The organism is Candidatus Villigracilis affinis (assembly GCF_016705895.1).
GTDB lineage: Bacteria > Chloroflexota > Anaerolineae > Anaerolineales > Villigracilaceae > Villigracilis > Villigracilis affinis.
In genome coordinates this window covers 1-14,847 of the sequence record NZ_JADJKT010000017.1, presented here as the reverse complement: position 1 = coordinate 14,847, position 14,847 = coordinate 1, and the positions used below count along the sequence as shown (strand labels likewise).

14 protein-coding genes and 2 tRNA genes are annotated in these 14,847 nt (G+C 56.3%); 8 read left to right on the top strand and 8 right to left on the bottom strand.

The window, feature by feature from the left end; all coding sequences use genetic code 11:
* Positions 1-44 precede the first annotated feature (44 nt).
* From IPI86_RS08520 to IPI86_RS08510, 3 genes are read left to right on the top strand one after another with little or no spacing between them, the layout of a single operon-like run.
* Positions 45-2,873 (top strand): hypothetical protein, encoded by a 2,829-nt coding sequence (locus IPI86_RS08520; protein WP_345297574.1) that lies wholly within the window; start codon positions 45-47, stop codon positions 2,871-2,873.
* Positions 2,788-5,226 (top strand): hypothetical protein, encoded by a 2,439-nt coding sequence (locus IPI86_RS08515; RefSeq protein WP_345297573.1) that lies wholly within the window; start codon positions 2,788-2,790, stop codon positions 5,224-5,226. The genes IPI86_RS08520 and IPI86_RS08515 overlap by 86 nt, the downstream gene beginning before the upstream one ends.
* Positions 5,223-9,431 carry a hypothetical protein gene (locus tag IPI86_RS08510; protein ID WP_345297572.1) on the top strand — a complete coding sequence of 1,403 codons (4,209 nt, stop codon included), beginning with the start codon at positions 5,223-5,225 and terminating at the stop codon, positions 9,429-9,431. Before IPI86_RS08515 ends, IPI86_RS08510 begins: the two co-directional genes overlap by 4 nt.
* 68 nt (positions 9,432-9,499) lie before the next feature.
* On the opposite strand, the gene IPI86_RS08505 is transcribed toward IPI86_RS08510, so the two are convergent.
* The 8 genes from IPI86_RS08505 to IPI86_RS08470 all read right to left on the bottom strand — a co-directional run bounded on the left by IPI86_RS08505 (position 9,500) and on the right by IPI86_RS08470 (position 12,926).
* Positions 9,500-10,051 (bottom strand): hypothetical protein, encoded by a 552-nt coding sequence (locus IPI86_RS08505; protein WP_345297571.1) that lies wholly within the window; start codon positions 10,049-10,051, stop codon positions 9,500-9,502.
* Between the two features lie 166 nt (positions 10,052-10,217).
* Entirely contained in the window at positions 10,218-10,343 is a 126-nt protein-coding gene (locus IPI86_RS08500; RefSeq protein WP_345297570.1) for a hypothetical protein, read from the bottom strand.
* A 40-nt stretch (positions 10,344-10,383) separates the two neighbouring features.
* Positions 10,384-10,737 carry a hypothetical protein gene (locus tag IPI86_RS08495; RefSeq protein ID WP_345297569.1) on the bottom strand — a complete coding sequence of 118 codons (354 nt, stop codon included), beginning with the start codon at positions 10,735-10,737 and terminating at the stop codon, positions 10,384-10,386.
* Positions 10,737-11,063: a hypothetical protein gene (locus tag IPI86_RS08490; RefSeq protein ID WP_345297568.1), complete on the bottom strand. Its 327-nt coding sequence runs from the start codon at positions 11,061-11,063 to the stop codon at positions 10,737-10,739. The genes IPI86_RS08495 and IPI86_RS08490 overlap by 1 nt, the downstream gene beginning before the upstream one ends.
* Entirely contained in the window at positions 11,042-11,806 is a 765-nt protein-coding gene (locus tag IPI86_RS08485) for a ComEC/Rec2 family competence protein (protein WP_345297567.1), read from the bottom strand. The genes IPI86_RS08490 and IPI86_RS08485 overlap by 22 nt, the downstream gene beginning before the upstream one ends.
* Positions 11,772-12,590: a ComEC/Rec2 family competence protein gene (locus IPI86_RS08480; protein ID WP_345297566.1), complete on the bottom strand. Its 819-nt coding sequence runs from the start codon at positions 12,588-12,590 to the stop codon at positions 11,772-11,774. The genes IPI86_RS08485 and IPI86_RS08480 overlap by 35 nt, the downstream gene beginning before the upstream one ends.
* Positions 12,591-12,707: 117 nt before the next feature.
* Positions 12,708-12,780 (bottom strand) — tRNA-Ile (locus IPI86_RS08475).
* A gap of 76 nt (positions 12,781-12,856) precedes the next feature.
* Positions 12,857-12,926: transfer RNA gene (locus tag IPI86_RS08470), tRNA-Gly, on the bottom strand.
* Positions 12,927-12,934: 8 nt separating this feature from the next.
* Between IPI86_RS08470 and IPI86_RS08465 the strand changes: the two genes are divergently transcribed.
* Genes IPI86_RS08465 through IPI86_RS08445 form a run of 5 tightly spaced genes read left to right on the top strand, consistent with a single transcriptional unit; the run spans position 12,935 to position 14,824 of the window.
* Positions 12,935-13,279, top strand: a complete 345-nt coding sequence (locus IPI86_RS08465; RefSeq protein ID WP_345297565.1) for a hypothetical protein — start codon at positions 12,935-12,937, stop codon at positions 13,277-13,279.
* Positions 13,230-13,847 carry a DNA gyrase subunit A gene (locus IPI86_RS08460; protein WP_345297564.1) on the top strand — a complete coding sequence of 206 codons (618 nt, stop codon included), beginning with the start codon at positions 13,230-13,232 and terminating at the stop codon, positions 13,845-13,847. Before IPI86_RS08465 ends, IPI86_RS08460 begins: the two co-directional genes overlap by 50 nt.
* Positions 13,817-14,035 (top strand): DNA gyrase subunit A, encoded by a 219-nt coding sequence (locus IPI86_RS08455; protein WP_345297563.1) that lies wholly within the window; start codon positions 13,817-13,819, stop codon positions 14,033-14,035. Before IPI86_RS08460 ends, IPI86_RS08455 begins: the two co-directional genes overlap by 31 nt.
* Positions 14,014-14,340 (top strand): hypothetical protein, encoded by a 327-nt coding sequence (locus IPI86_RS08450; RefSeq protein WP_345297562.1) that lies wholly within the window; start codon positions 14,014-14,016, stop codon positions 14,338-14,340. Before IPI86_RS08455 ends, IPI86_RS08450 begins: the two co-directional genes overlap by 22 nt.
* 46 nt (positions 14,341-14,386) lie before the next feature.
* Entirely contained in the window at positions 14,387-14,824 is a 438-nt protein-coding gene (locus IPI86_RS08445; protein ID WP_345297561.1) for a hypothetical protein, read from the top strand.
* The last annotated feature ends 23 nt before the right edge of the window (positions 14,825-14,847 follow it).

Below are 14,847 nucleotides of genomic sequence, written 5' to 3'. Positions count from 1 at the left end.
CTGCTGCGGGAGACTATGCCTGGCATGTAAAAGGACGCGATGGTGTGGGTGAGACCGGCTGGAGCCCGGCGTTTACGTTCACGGTTCGCACGAGCGCTGACGCGGTCTTCCTTGATACACTTGCCATCACCGATGATTTAGGCCCATCGGGACTCGGCGAGAACACCCCAGCCCCTGCTGAGGATGTTGCGGCAAATGCCTATAAGGATACTTTTCTTCCGGGTGACCCCATTCAATTGTATATTTACTATACCAACGAATACCCGACCAATAAGCAAATTGATTTCGAATGGCTGGTTACAGACCCAGCCGGGCGTGTTGTGCCGGAGATGTCTGAAACCGCTGTGGATACTTCCAATAATGCCAATAACAGTTTTTATTGGCATCGCGCCTATGCCATTCCAGATGACAGCATTCGCGGCACGTATACTTTTACTGGAAAGATTACCTTCGAAGGCATGACGACCACCCAATCGCAGACATTTACTGTGACCGGCTCCACGGCGGTTGAAGTGCATGATGCCTTCTCCACCACCAGCCTTGGCGTCGCCTCGGTGGATGGTGGGCCCGGTGTCCCCGAAGCTTCCACGCCTTCGGATGTGATCAGCAAGACCACTCCCACCTATAACGCGGGCGATAACATCCGCCTGTATATCGATGCCTACAACGATGTTTCGGCCAACACAGCCGCCACTTTCAATTGGGAAGTGCTCGATCCGGAAGGACGTCATGTTCCGCAGCTTGAATGGGGCGGTATCTTGAGCACGGCTGTGGGGCATACCTGGTGGTCCCTGCCTGCCACCATTCCGTCAAATATGGGCACGGGAGATTACATCTTCACAGGTTCCATTACCTATGGCGGTAATACCACCAGCCAAACCCAGACCTTCCACGTCAACGGCGTGGCGGCTCCTGCCAACGATAACTGGGCCAACCGCATCACGATCGGCGCCGTTCCTTATTCCAACACACAGGATACCTGGACCGCCACTTCTGAAGTTGATGACCCCGGTTCATCCTGCGGCGGCACCAACTCGAACAGCGTCTGGTATCGCTACACCCCGGCCAGCAACGGTTTGCTGGAAGTCGATGCGAGCGGCAGCAACTTCCCGGTCGAGATCGGCATCTGGACTGGTGGCAGCCTTGCAGGCCTTACTCAGGTCGCTTGTAACAACGAGCAGGATCTGGCCTCCGGCAAAGTGATGGTGGAAAACATCCCGGTCACCTCCGGAACCACCTACTACATTGAACTGACCGATGTCGGCACCCCGGGCGGCGGCAAGTTGAACCTGAACGTTAATTTCGTCAGCTCAACCTCCCTCACCAACGACACCATCTTCAATGCCGCCACCATTACCAACAACATCACCATCAACAATGCGGGCGCAAATACCTCGCAGGATGTCCGCGCGGCTTCGGCAAGCGCCGAAGACCTTCCGCTGGATGCCTGTAGCCGCAGTGCCGGACGGAATACCGTCTGGTACAAGTACACGACCACCCTGCCGGGCGAACTTTTGCTCGATACAAGCGGCAGCGATTACGACACGATGATCTCGGTTTGGAGCGGTACCCCCGGCGGCAGTCTCACAGCCATCGGTTGTAACGATGATATCGGCGGTAACCCGTGGGATGTCGACTCAAGCCTGACCGTATATCTGGATGCCTCCATAACCTACTATATTCAGATTGCCCAGTTCAACGGCGTGGATCAAAATACCAACAGCTTGTCCACCGATGGTGTGGGCAGCAAGCCTCCAGTCTCCGCGGAATTCAACGGCGGCACGCTGGATCTGTTCTCGAAGTTCAACCCCGCGCCCTTGCTGGACCTGCCCGTGGATGGTTTATATACATCTGATACCACACCGGATCTGAGCGTGAAGAGTTCACCCGTCCCCGGCGGCGCAGTCACGTATCACTTCCAGGTGGATGACAGCTCCGATTTTTCATCCACCCTGGTGGAAGCTCCCAATGTCGCCACCACCAGTTACACCCTGACAGCCGGTGAGGCGCTTCAATCAGGCGTCTACTATTGGCGCGCCAGCGCAAAAGATGGCAGCGCGAATTACTCTGCCTGGAGCGCTCCCCGCGCCCTATACATCACGTCCTTGATCAGCCCGGTCAATAACTTTGTGACCAGCAACACCAAACCGACCTTTACCTGGGGAGCCACCCCGGGTGCGTTGGAATACAACCTGCAAGTCGATGAAACACCCGATTTCAGCAGTGCTTTGGAAATAGATCGGTACCAGACCAGCGGCACATCCTTCGCGCCCACCACAGCGTTGGTGCCCGGCGACCATTACTGGCGTCTGCGCGTGCGAACCGGTGGTGCCTGGACGAATGTTCCCTTCACTCCCGCATGGAAGTTCACGATCCTGCAGGCGCTCGTTGCGCCCGTGTTGGATACCCCGGCCAATGCCGCTTCCATGATCGATCGAACCCCCTCCTTCGCGTGGTTCAGCGTCCCTGCCGGCAACACCTACAACATCCAGATCGATACCGATGCCACGTTTGGCACCCCGGATGTGAATTTCAACACCCTCACAGGGAATCCGATCAGCTATCAACAACCCACCGACCTTTCCGATGGAACGTATTCCTGGCGTGTGAGAGCGATCAATCTTCTCGGTGAGTTGGGCCCCTGGAGTTTGACGCGCACGTTTACGATCGATAACGTTCCTTCGGATGCGCCGCTTTTGAACCTGCCGGTTAATAATGGCTTTACTTCCCTCGCCAAGCCGACCTTTAGTGTGTTTGCTGTCACTGGGCCGTTGCCTACCGCTTCTAGTGGATACGGAACCATTTACCAACCCGGCCAAGATCCCGTACGTATTTCAATCTGGTATCACAACCACCAGCTATACGTTGAGTGATGCGCAGAAACTTCCCTATGGAGTTTACTACTGGCGTATGCGTGCGAAGGATGCGGCTGGAAATAATTCCTCCTGGAGCGAGATCCGCACCATTAATGTCACACCCATGACCGCTCCAGCAAATAACGCTGCTGTCACCACAGCCACCCCGGCCTTTACCTGGGTGGCCGTCACGGGCGCGCTTGAATATCACCTTCAGGTCGCAAAGACAACCGCATTCACTACCATTGAAATGGAACGCTACCAGACCAGCGGCACCTCCTACACCAGCCCGGCGCTGGACTATGGTTCGCACTACTGGCGGTTGCAGATCCGCACTGCCACCGGCTGGGAACCGTGGGCGCCTACGTCGAAGTTCACGGTCACACCGGCGCTGACAGCTGCTCCTGTCCTCACCAGCCCGGCCGCCTCTGCATTACTTTCGGATAACACCCCGACCATGACCTGGAACAAGGTGATGGATGACGACCGTTATCAGGTCCAGATCGATAACCTCAGCACCTTCGCCTCACCGGAAATGGATGTCACCACCGGCTTCAACATTTTGAACCATACACCCATTGCTACTTTGCCCGATGGCATCTACTACTGGCGTGTGCGCAACACCAACTACCTCGATGTGGGCGGCACATGGAGCGCCTCGCGTTCCTTCACGATCGATACCACTGCACCCCTTGCGCCGAACCTGACCGCTCCGGCGAATGCAGCTTCGAACATCGGCACCCCGGCCTTCTCCTGGGTGGCTCCAGCCACGGCTACCAAGTATCAATTCGAATACGACAACAATGCAGACCTGCTCAGCCCCACCTACACCTCGATCGAGTTGGCCACCACCAGCCACACCCCGCCGGTCATGGCACTGGGCACCTTCTACTGGCACGTCCGTGCAAAGGATGCGGCCGGTAACTGGAGCCCATGGAGCACGGCGCGTACCATCACGATCAATCCGCCGCTGCCGATTGCGCCCACCTTGCTCACCCCTGCAGCTTCGGCTGTTACCAATGACAACACCACCCTGCTTACCTGGAACGCGCTCGGAGGCGGAACTCCGTACACATACACGTACGAGGTTCAATTATCGACCACCTCGGCCTTTACAATCGTTGAGCAGTCTTCGTCCACAGGCGCTGTCACCAATTACACGACCACAGCCCTGTCGGAAGGAATCCATTACTGGCGCGTCCGCGGCTTGAATGTCAACAGTGTTGCAGGCCCGTGGACCGCTGCGCGCTCCTTCACGGTGGATACGGTCGCGCCTCTCGCCCCGAACCTGACCGCCCCGGCCGATGCAGCTGCAGTGACCACTTCACCCGCATTCACGTGGGCCGCTGCCGCCACGGCGAGCAAGTATCAGTTCGAATACGATACCGTATCAAGCTTCGACTCCACGAGCGGGCATGCTTTATATATTTCCGCCGAGTTGACGACCACCAGCCATACTCCGCCCTCCATGCTGACCCCGCCGCTGCCAAAGGTTTACTACTGGCACGTCCGCGCGAAGGATGCGGCTGGCAACTGGGGCTCATGGAGCCTGACCCGTTCCCTGAACATTAACCCGGCCACGCCGGTGGCACCCGCATTGACTGCTCCTATAGCTTCGGCAGTCACCAATGACACCACGCCAGATTTCACATGGGGCACGGTTGTCAACGGATCCACCTATGAGATCCAGTTTGCGTTGGCCTCCACATTTGCATCACCGCTGCCGCAATCTGCCGCGGGTCTTGCAGTGACGAATTACACGCCTGTTGTTGCGTTTGCAGATGGCATTACTTACTGGCGCGTGCGCGCGGTGAATGTCGCGGCTGTCGCCGGGGCATGGAGCGCAGCCCGCTCCTTCACGGTGGATACGACTCCGCCCGTTGCACCGAACCTGACCGCCCCGGCCGATGCAGCTGCAACGGTTACCTCACCCGCCTTCACATGGGCGGCTGCCGCCACGGCGAGCAAGTATCAGTTCGAGTACGATACTGTGTCGAGCTTCGACTCCACAAGCGGACATGCTTTATATATTTCCGCTGACCTGACGACCACCAGCCATACCCCACCCTCCATGCTGACCCCGCCGCTGCCAAAGACCTACTACTGGCATGTGCGCGCGAAGGATGCGGCTGGCAACTGGAGTCCATGGAGCCTGACCCGTTCTTTGATTATTAACCCGTCCACCCCGGTTGCACCAGTATTGACTGCTCCTGCGGCTTCGGCGGTAACCAATGACACCACACCAGATTTCACATGGGGTACGGTTGTCAACGGATCCACCTATGAGATCCAGTTCGCGTTGGCTTCCACCTTTGCGTCGCCGTTGGCACAATCTGCCACGGGTCTTGCAGGACGAATTACACGCCTGTGACCCCGTTTGCAGATGGTATTACTTACTGGCGCGTGCGCGCAGTGAATGTCGCGGCTGTCGCCGGGGCATGGAGCGCAGCCCGCTCCTTCACGGTGGATACAACTCCGCCAGCTGCACCGAACCTGAGCGCCCCGTCTGATACCGCGATCGTGGTCGGTACTCCCGTCTTCTCATGGGCGGCTCCTGCCACGGCGAGCAAGTATCAATTCGAATATGACCTTGAGGCTGACTTCGCTTCCCCAAGCGTTGCCGATTACACCTCTGCCGAATTGACGACCACCAGCCACACCCCGCCTACGATGCCGGTACCGAACACCTACTACTGGCATGTGCGCGCGAAGGATGTGGCTGGCAACTGGAGTCCGTGGAGCGCCGCCCGCACGGTGACGGTCAACCCGGCTACCCCGCTCGCGCCAGCATTGACGGCTCCTGCGGCTTCGGCAGTGCTTGGCGATAGTACGCCAGACTTCACCTGGGGTTCGGTTGCCAACGGGTCTACCTATGAGATCCAGTTCGCATTGGCTTCTACCTTTGCGTCGCCGTTGGCACAATCTGCCACGGGTCTTGCAGGAACGAATTTCACGCCCGCTGCCCCGTTTGCAGATGGCATTACTTACTGGCGCGTACGCGCAGTGAATGTCGCGGCTGTCGCCGGGGCATGGAGCGCATCTCGCTCCTTTACTGTGGATACGACTCCGCCCGCCGCTCCAACCCTGAGCGCCCCGGCGGATGCGGCGATCGTAGTCGGTACTCCCGCCTTCTCGTGGGCAGCGCCTGCCACGGCGAGCAAGTATCAGTTCGAATATGACCTTGAGGCTGACTTCGCTTCACCAAGCGTTGCCGATTACACCTCTGGAGAATTGACGACCACCAGTCACACTCCGCCTGCGATGCCGGTACCCAACACCTACTACTGGCACGTCCGCGCGAAGGATGTGGCTGGCAACTGGAGCCCGTGGAGCACCGCCCGCACGGTGACGGTCAACCCTGCTACCCCGCTTGCACCTGCATTGACGGCTCCTGCAGCTTCGGCAGTGCTTGGCGATAATACGCCAGACTTCACATGGGGTACGGTTGCCAACGGGTCTACCTATGAGATCCAGTTCGCATTGGCTTCTACCTTTGCGTCGCCGTTGGCACAATCTGCCGCGGGTCTTGCTGGAACAAACTACACGCCCGCTGCCCCGTTTGCAGATGGCATTACTTACTGGCGCGTCCGCGCAGTGAATGTCGCGGCTGTTGCCGGGGCATGGAGCGCATCGCGTTCCTTCACGGTGGATACGACTCCGCCCGCTGCACCGAACTTGAGCGCGCCAGCCGATGCCTTGGTTGTCACCACCACACCTGCCTTCTCATGGGCAGCTCCCGCCACGGCAAGCAAGTATCAATTTGAGTACGACACCAATTCGAACTTCAATTCCACCAGCGGACATGCCTTCTATATCTCCGCTGACTTGACAACCACCAGTCACACCCCGCCAGCCATGGCTCTTGGCAACTTCTTCTGGCACGTCCGCGCGAAGGATGCGGCTGGCAATTGGAGCCCGTGGAGTCTCACGCGCACTCTGACAGTCAATGCGGCGACTCCGGTGGCTCCCACGTTGACCGCCCCTGCGGCTTCAGCGGTGACGAATGACACCACTCCGCTCTTCACCTGGAATGCGGTTGCAGGCACGAGCATCACCTATGAGATCCAGTTTGCGACCGCCTCCACCTTTGCGTCGCCGTTGGCACAATCTGCCACGGGTCTTGCGGTGACGAACTACACGCCCGCGTCCGGGTTTACACCAGACGGCATCTACTACTGGCGTGCGCGTGCTTTGAACATCAACCTCACCCCCGGTGCATGGAGCGCTTCCCGTTCCTTCACCGTGGATACGATCGTACCTGCCACCCCCGCCTTGAGCACCCCGGCGGATGGCGCAGGTGTGATCGGTACCCCGGCCTTTACGTGGACGGCAGCCACCGGCGCAAGCAAGTATCAGTTCCAATATGATGACAATGCGGATATGCTCTCCCCGGTCTACACTTCTGCCGAATTGACCACCACCAGCCACACCCCGCCGACCATCACGCCTCCGTCGCTGCCTTACACCTATTACTGGCAGGTGCGCGCCAAAGATGCCGCCGGAAACTGGAGCCCATGGGCAACGGCACGTTCGGTGCAGATCAACCCGGCCACGCCGCTTGCACCCGTACTGACCGCTCCTGTTGCGGGTCTGGCTACGAACGACACCACTCCAACCTTTACCTGGGGTACGGTGGCGAATGGCAATACCTACCAGATCCAGATCGCAAATGCTTCAACATTTGCTCTTGCCAACATCTTACAGGATGTAACCGGCGCCGTGGGTATTACAAACTACACCGCCACTACACTTGGCGAAGGTATTTATTACTGGCGCGTCCGTGCGATCAATACCGGGCTTGTCGCCGGAGCATGGTCCGCTTCACGTACCTTCACAGTGGATACCATTGCGCCGCTTGCGCCGAACCTGAGTGCGCCCGCCAATGCCGCATCTGTGACAGGCACTCCGGCCTTCTCGTGGACAAGTGTTACCGGCGCAAGCAAGTATCAGTTCGAGTATGACAACAATGCGGACTTCTTAAGCCCGACCTATACCTCCATCGAACTGACCACCACCAGCCACACGCCGCCGACCATTTCCCTTGGCTCTTACTCCTGGCACGTTCGCGTGAAGGATGCCGCCGGGAACTGGAGTCCGTGGAGCGCAGCCCGCACGGTCACAGTAACGCCGGTTGCGCCGACGGGTACGGTTACCCTGTCTGGCCCGACCAACAGCGCCATTGTTCTTGACCCGACTCCGACTTTCACCTGGAATACGGTCACCGGTACAGCCACCTATCAGATTCAGGTCGACAAGAACTCGACCTTCAGCAGCCCGGATGTCGACACGAACGTTGTGCCAACCACTTACACCCCGGCGGGTAACCTTCCTGATGGTACCTACTACTGGCGCGTTCGCAAGGTCGATATTTATGGCGGCGTGGCTCCGTGGAGCACGGTCTGGCGTTTCAGCGTCAACCAGCCCATTCCGCTGGCGATCAAGATGTCGCTGTCTGCGCTCTCGAATGAGTTCAACACCGGCACCCCGACCTTTATATGGGATGCCGTGGAATTCGGCGCCCAATACCAGATCCAGGTGGATGATGGCAATGAATTCAGCAGCCCGTCCTTCGACAACACTGCCGAGACCACCAGCCGCACACTGTCTGATGCCATGACGAACGGTGACTACTTCTGGCGGGTCCGTGCCATCAATGAATATGGCACGCCCGGTCCGTGGAGCGAAGCCTGGCCGTTCCGCATCAACATCCCGGCTCAAGCGCCTGCCCTGTTGCTGCCTGCCGATGCAGACGAGCAAAACACCGGCACCCCGGCCTTCAGTTGGAAGAGCGTCACTGCCGCCGAGGAATATCAATTCCAGTTGGATGACAGTGCCAGCTTCGATGATCCTGAGATCGAACAGACTCTGTCTGCCACCAGCTACACCCCGTCCAAGCCGTTGAGCGATGGCGAGTACTACTGGCGCGTCCGCTCGGTGAACGACCTTGGCTCAGCAGGCGAATGGAGCGATGCGCGCACTGTTGTGGTCAGCATCCCGCCGCTGGCTCCGTTGCCGCTCACTCCCGCAGACGATGAAACCCTCGACGCAGCAACCAGCCCAACGTTTAGTTGGGAAGCGGTGAGCAACGGCGATACCTATCAAGTCCAGGTGGATGACACCGAAGACTTCAGCACTCCTGCCTTCGACGACACTGCGGAAACCACCACCCGTGAACTGCCCGAACCGCTGACAGATGGTACGTACTTCTGGCGTGTCCGCGCAATGAACGTCTACGGCGTTGAAGGCGCGTGGAGCGAGGTTCAGACCTTCACGGTCACCTCCACACCCGCCGCACCGACCCTGCTCACGCCCGAAACGGATTCGGAGAACGCTCAAGTCACAGCTACAACCACTTTCAGCTGGGAAGCCGTGGTCAACGGCGTGACGTATCAGCTTCAAGTGGATAACAACGAAGACTTCAGCAGTCCCGAAGTCGAAGACGTTGCCGCCTCCACCACCCGCGAACTGACCGCACTTGGAAACGGCCTGTACTATTGGCGCGTCCGTGCCATCAATATGAACGGCATCCCCGGCGAGTGGAGCCTCGTGTGGAGCTTTACAGTAAACATACCGTAAGATAAAGCAATTAAAAAGTCCCCGTGCCGAAAATGCACGGGGACTTTTACTTTCAAGTTGCTTGAATTTTATTCACCCAGTTTTGTCACGATGTAATCGTCGAACGTTACATTCGTGCCTGAGTCCTGGTCATCGGTGGCGGCGAAGAGGCCGATCGAACCCTGAGTGTAGGTAGAGTCGGAAACGCTGTCGATCTGCTGGCCATTCACGTATAGGGCCAGTGTGCCATTCCCGCAATCCAGTCCGAGGCGGACAGAACCCCCTGCGGCGGAGATCACATCGGAAGTGCCTTCCTTGAGGAAAACATCATCCTGTGCAACAGCAGATTTGATGAAGGCATAATAGCCATCCGGGGAGATGCCTACATAATAAAATGATTCAGTGGAGCCCAATTCGTTGCAAACAATGCCGTAAAGGGCTTCGGGATCGGTGCTTTCATTTTTCACGCTGACTTCGATGTGAACGTTTTCGAAAGTCTCAAGGCTCTGGGTAGACCAGGTGACGTAGAAGGGCGTGTATACGATCATCTGCAACCCGTCATTGGCGTACTCGACCGAGCTTGAACTGTCTGTGCCAGTGCCCCAGCCGCTGCTGTCGCTTGAAAAATCATCGCTGGGCATGGGGTTGAGGAGTGAACTTACATTCGGGGCGGCGTAGGCCAGTGCAGTTAGCGCCAGGATAATAATAAAGCCAAGTACTCTTTAAATTAGATTTCATTTCATTCTCCTTTGATTATGTGGGCGGTATTTTAGCATCCCACCCGCATAATCAAAGGGTACTTTGTTCCTATGGAGCTGCGATGATTTCACCGCGTTCCACATCCACACGCATGGTGTCGCCATCGGTGGTCACGGTAATCCACCCGTTGCGGTCTGTTCGCAGCAGAGAGTAGCCATCCAGGGCTTCCAACACTTCTTGCGAGGGCAGTCCGTCCGGTCGCCTGCGGAAACGCTCAGCACCACCACCATGGCTTAAGGGTCTCAATGAGCCCAGGTGGGTTGGAGGGCGCGTACCCGGAATCGGCCAGCAGTAGCACATCCACTTTTGTTTCGAGTGCATCGCCAAAGTTGATCGTACCCATATTATCTTCCCCAGCGCCAATGGGAAGCAGGGCACGGAAGTTCTTATATTCGATGAGAATCACGCTTCCCTTCGGACCTGCGGCCTGGATCTCGATAAATGCGCCGCCACCCAGCTCAAGCCTTTGTCCTGATCCCGCCCGGGTGATGGGAATCTCGTGATCCGCGAAGAATTTATCCAACTCCTGGCGGCGAATGAAGCCTGCATATTGCCGCCCACAAAACATTATCGGGCGGATATCTTTCCATGATGCGCGGCAATGCCTTGATCTGATTCCTCCTGTGTGGATGCGATGACAAGCCAGTCGAGTTTGCGCGAGAAGAACGGCAAACGCCTGCCAAGTTCATCTGAAAGTTCGGAGACACTTGCTCCACCGTTGATGAGCACGTTCCTGCCTTCGGGTGTTTGGATCAGCACGGCATCCGCAGAGCCGACTTCCAGGAAGGTGATGTGGAATTCTCCATCGCCTGCGGTTTCGGCGGAGCGCCAAAAGACAAGTGTGCAGGAAAATAACAGCATGATGATGCCTGTCAGGATGAAGGAACGAAGCACCTCTTTACGGGTGCTGAACCACCTTTAATGGCCGACCAGCCAAAGGTCACAGCGAGAAGCGCAAAAATAAAAAGAGGTGACCAGCCAGATGGACGAGTCTCCAAGATAAATGGATGCATGCGGGACCTTGTCGAACCATTCCACCATGCGGATGGTATATGGAGAAGGGCCATGCGATCCACGCGAGCAACTGGCCGAGCGGGTAAAATGATGAGGCTGACGAAAACAGCCAGCCCGCTACCGACCATTACTGCGGGCTGTACAGGCAGGATGAAGGGATTCGCGATGAACGAGATAAGGGAGATGCGTTTAAAGTGATAAGCCATGATTGGAATGGTGGTTAGTTGTGCTGCAAAGGTCAGTACGAAGTAGTCGTTGATGAGGCGGGTGAGCATGCTTGTGTCGCTTTTTGAGAATTTTGAAATGATGTTGCTGGTGAAATTCGAAAATGGTTCTGCGTAAAGGATGAGTCCCAGTGTGGCGAAGAATGAAAGTTGAAAGCCCACATCCCAAAGCACAAGCGGGTTGAAGAAAGCCATGAAGAATGCAACAGCCGCCAATGCGTTCAACCCCGTGTTGCGCCTGCCAAGTTGTCGTGCTGCCAGTGAAATGGTTCCCATGAGCGTGGCGCGTATCACGGCGGCGTCTGCGCCGACAAGGAAGGCGTAGAAAGAGATCCCGATGATTGCAGCCACCGCGCCAAGCCTTTCACCGAGAATGGGCTTGAAAAGAAAGAAGAACATTCCCGCGATGATGGCAATATTGAATCCGGGAGATGGCAATGATGTGTCGGTGCCGGGTTCTTGAATGCATCCTGTAATTCACGGGTGAGGCTGGGTCCACGCCGAAGAGGATCCCCGCCAGCAGGGAAGCCTCGGGGTCGTGATAGAGGCGGTAGGTGTTATTAAGCAAGGCCTGTTTAAGTTTGTATATTTCGGTAAAGAATAGATTCTTCGTTTTCCAGGGCAGGCGGGTGACTTCCGCGACAGGCATGTAGGAATAAATGTACTGGCGGGCAAGGTATTCGCGATAGGAAAAATCGTCATCTTCGGGAGGGGTTTTGAGCCTGCCGCGCACACGGATGAGTTCACTGTATTCATAGGTCTGGTTGGCGGGTACGCGTACCAGCAATTCACCCTGTGTCGGCAGGTCACCGCTGCCTGAATCCACGGCTTCCACTTTGAGATGCAGGTTTGTGTAGGTGTCGCGGTAATCCGGTGGCTCCACCAGCCTGCCTGTGACCAGTATTTCATATTCGCGGTCGTTGTAAAAAGCGACTTGGGATGCGTCAATGCTGGGTTGGCGGAATTGATACCAGACTGCCCCAAAGAAGAAAAAGAATGTGTAGACTATATGAATGAATTCTATCGAACGATACGATCTTAATGCTGTCTTGGAGGAAAACCGCGTAGGGGAGAAAGAGACTGGCCGTGAGTATGATGGCAATCCCGCGCCGCCCCATATGATCAAGCTAAAGGAGAACAGGCTCGAAACAAGGATGCCTGTAATAAAGTTATGGAAATCCACAGCAAGGGCATGCTGGAATTGTACATTAGATTTTTGGATTAAGAGATTGGGATGTGGTTTGTAACCACAGATAAACACCGGAAAAAAGGATTTTTCCCATGAAACATGAATGGAGTGTGGGCCCGGCAGGATTCGAACCTGCGACCAAGCGATTATGAGTCGCCTGCGCTAACCGCTGCGCCACGGGCCCGTTAAAGGGTCAGGTGCTCCAGTGTCAAGTGTCACGCACTTGACACCTGAAACGTGACACTGAAGCACCGACAAAAAGCGGGAGATGGGATCTGAACCCACGAATATCAGCTTGGAAGGCTGATGCCTTACCACTTGGCGACCCGCATGCGAGCGTGATTTACTTTGAGGTGGGAAGTCAGTCAAGCCACTTTGACGACTGCCATCTTTCCCGTAAGATAAGCCCCGAAATAGAACATTCATTCACAACAAAGATCATTAACCGCGAAAAGCGCGAAGAACGCAGTCTTTCCTTCCCATTTTCTGCGGCTAAAAAAGGATTTGATATGGAACTCGGTATTGTCAGAAAAATAGATATTGACACTGAAATGCAGCAATCGTATCTCGATTATGCGATGAGCGTGATTGTGGCCCGCGCGCTGCCCGATGCGCGTGACGGACTCAAGCTTCGTGCAGCGCCGTATTCTGTATGCGATGTACGACATGGGTATCCGTGCTGATACGGCCTTCAAGAAATCCGCCCGTATCGTCGGTGAAGTGCTTGGTAAATATCATCCGCACGGTGATTCTGCGGTGTACGAAGCCATGGCACGCATGGCGCAGGATTTTTCCATGCGTACGTTGCTTGTGGATGGTCAGGGTAACTTCGGCTCTGTAGATGGTGATCCGCCTGCCGCGATGCGTTATACCGAGGCGCGCCTGACCTCTGCCGCGCTTGATATTCTTTTTGATCTCAACAAAGACACAGTAAATTTCATCCCGAACTTCGACGACACGCTCGAAGAGCCGCATGTGCTGCCAGCCGCGATTCCGAATCTTTTGGTGAACGGCGCAACGGGTATTGCCGTGGGTATGGCCACGTCCATTCCGCCGCACAACCTCAGCGAGATCGTGGATGCGATCATATATATGATCGAACGCTGGGAAAAACTTGATGACATCGATGTTGAGCAGTTGATGGAATTCGTACAGGGTCCTGATTTCCCCACGGGCGGCATTATCATTCAGGAAAAAGGCGAAGAGGAATCAATCTGCGTATGGCTCGGGGCGCGGACGAAATCACGGTAAGGCCAAGGCGCATCGAAGAGATGGAACGCAGCAAGAGCCGCATCATCGTCACCGAACTGCCGTACATGGTCAACAAGTCCAGCTTGATCGAGCGCATTGCCGAATTGGCGCGCGATGGTCATCTCGGAAGGCTTTCCGATCTGCGCGACGAATCGACCGTCAGGGCATGCGCATCGTCCTCGAAATGACGAAGAACGCCGAGCCGGAAGCTGTGCTGCGCGACCGTACAAGCGCACTCCGATGCAGACCACTTTCAGCATCAACCTGCTTGCGTTGGCTGACGGCGCGAACCGCGCACCTCACTCTCAAACAGGCGCTCCGTGTTTATGTCGAGCACCGAATCAGCAGTCATAAAAGACGCGCTGAATTTGACCTGAAAAAGCCAAGCCCGCGCGCATATCCTCGAAGGATATTTGATCGCATTAAAGAATCTGACGAATTAATTGGATTATCCGCAGCGCACCAGACGTTGAAACTGCCCGCCAAAAACTGATGAAGCGCTACAAGCGACAGAGTTACAGGCCAACGCCATTCTCGATATGCAATTGCGCCGCCTGGCCGCGCCTGAACGCAAGAAATCGAAACCGAATACAAGTGAAGTGACCGCATCATCGGCGAAATTGACTACGCTTGTTAAGTCGCCGAAATTGATGCGCGGTGTGGTGGCCGATGAATTGCTGAAAGTGAAATCCGCATATGGTGATCGCCGTCGCACACAGATCGTCAGCTTGAAGAAGGGCAAGTCTGCGAAGATGCTCACCGCCACCGACCTGATGCCTGATCAAACGGTTTGGGTCGGCGTCACCGCGGATGGGATCATCGCACGCACGCATGACGACAAGCAACCGAAGCACTCGGGCAACGATGCGCCGCGCTGGCTGGTAAAGCCTCAACAACAGACACGCTTTACCTCGTGGCTGAAATGGAAAGGCCGCAGCAATTGCTTGGCATGTCATTTCCCGAATCTGAAAAATTGATGACGGTGTGCCGTATCAAAAAG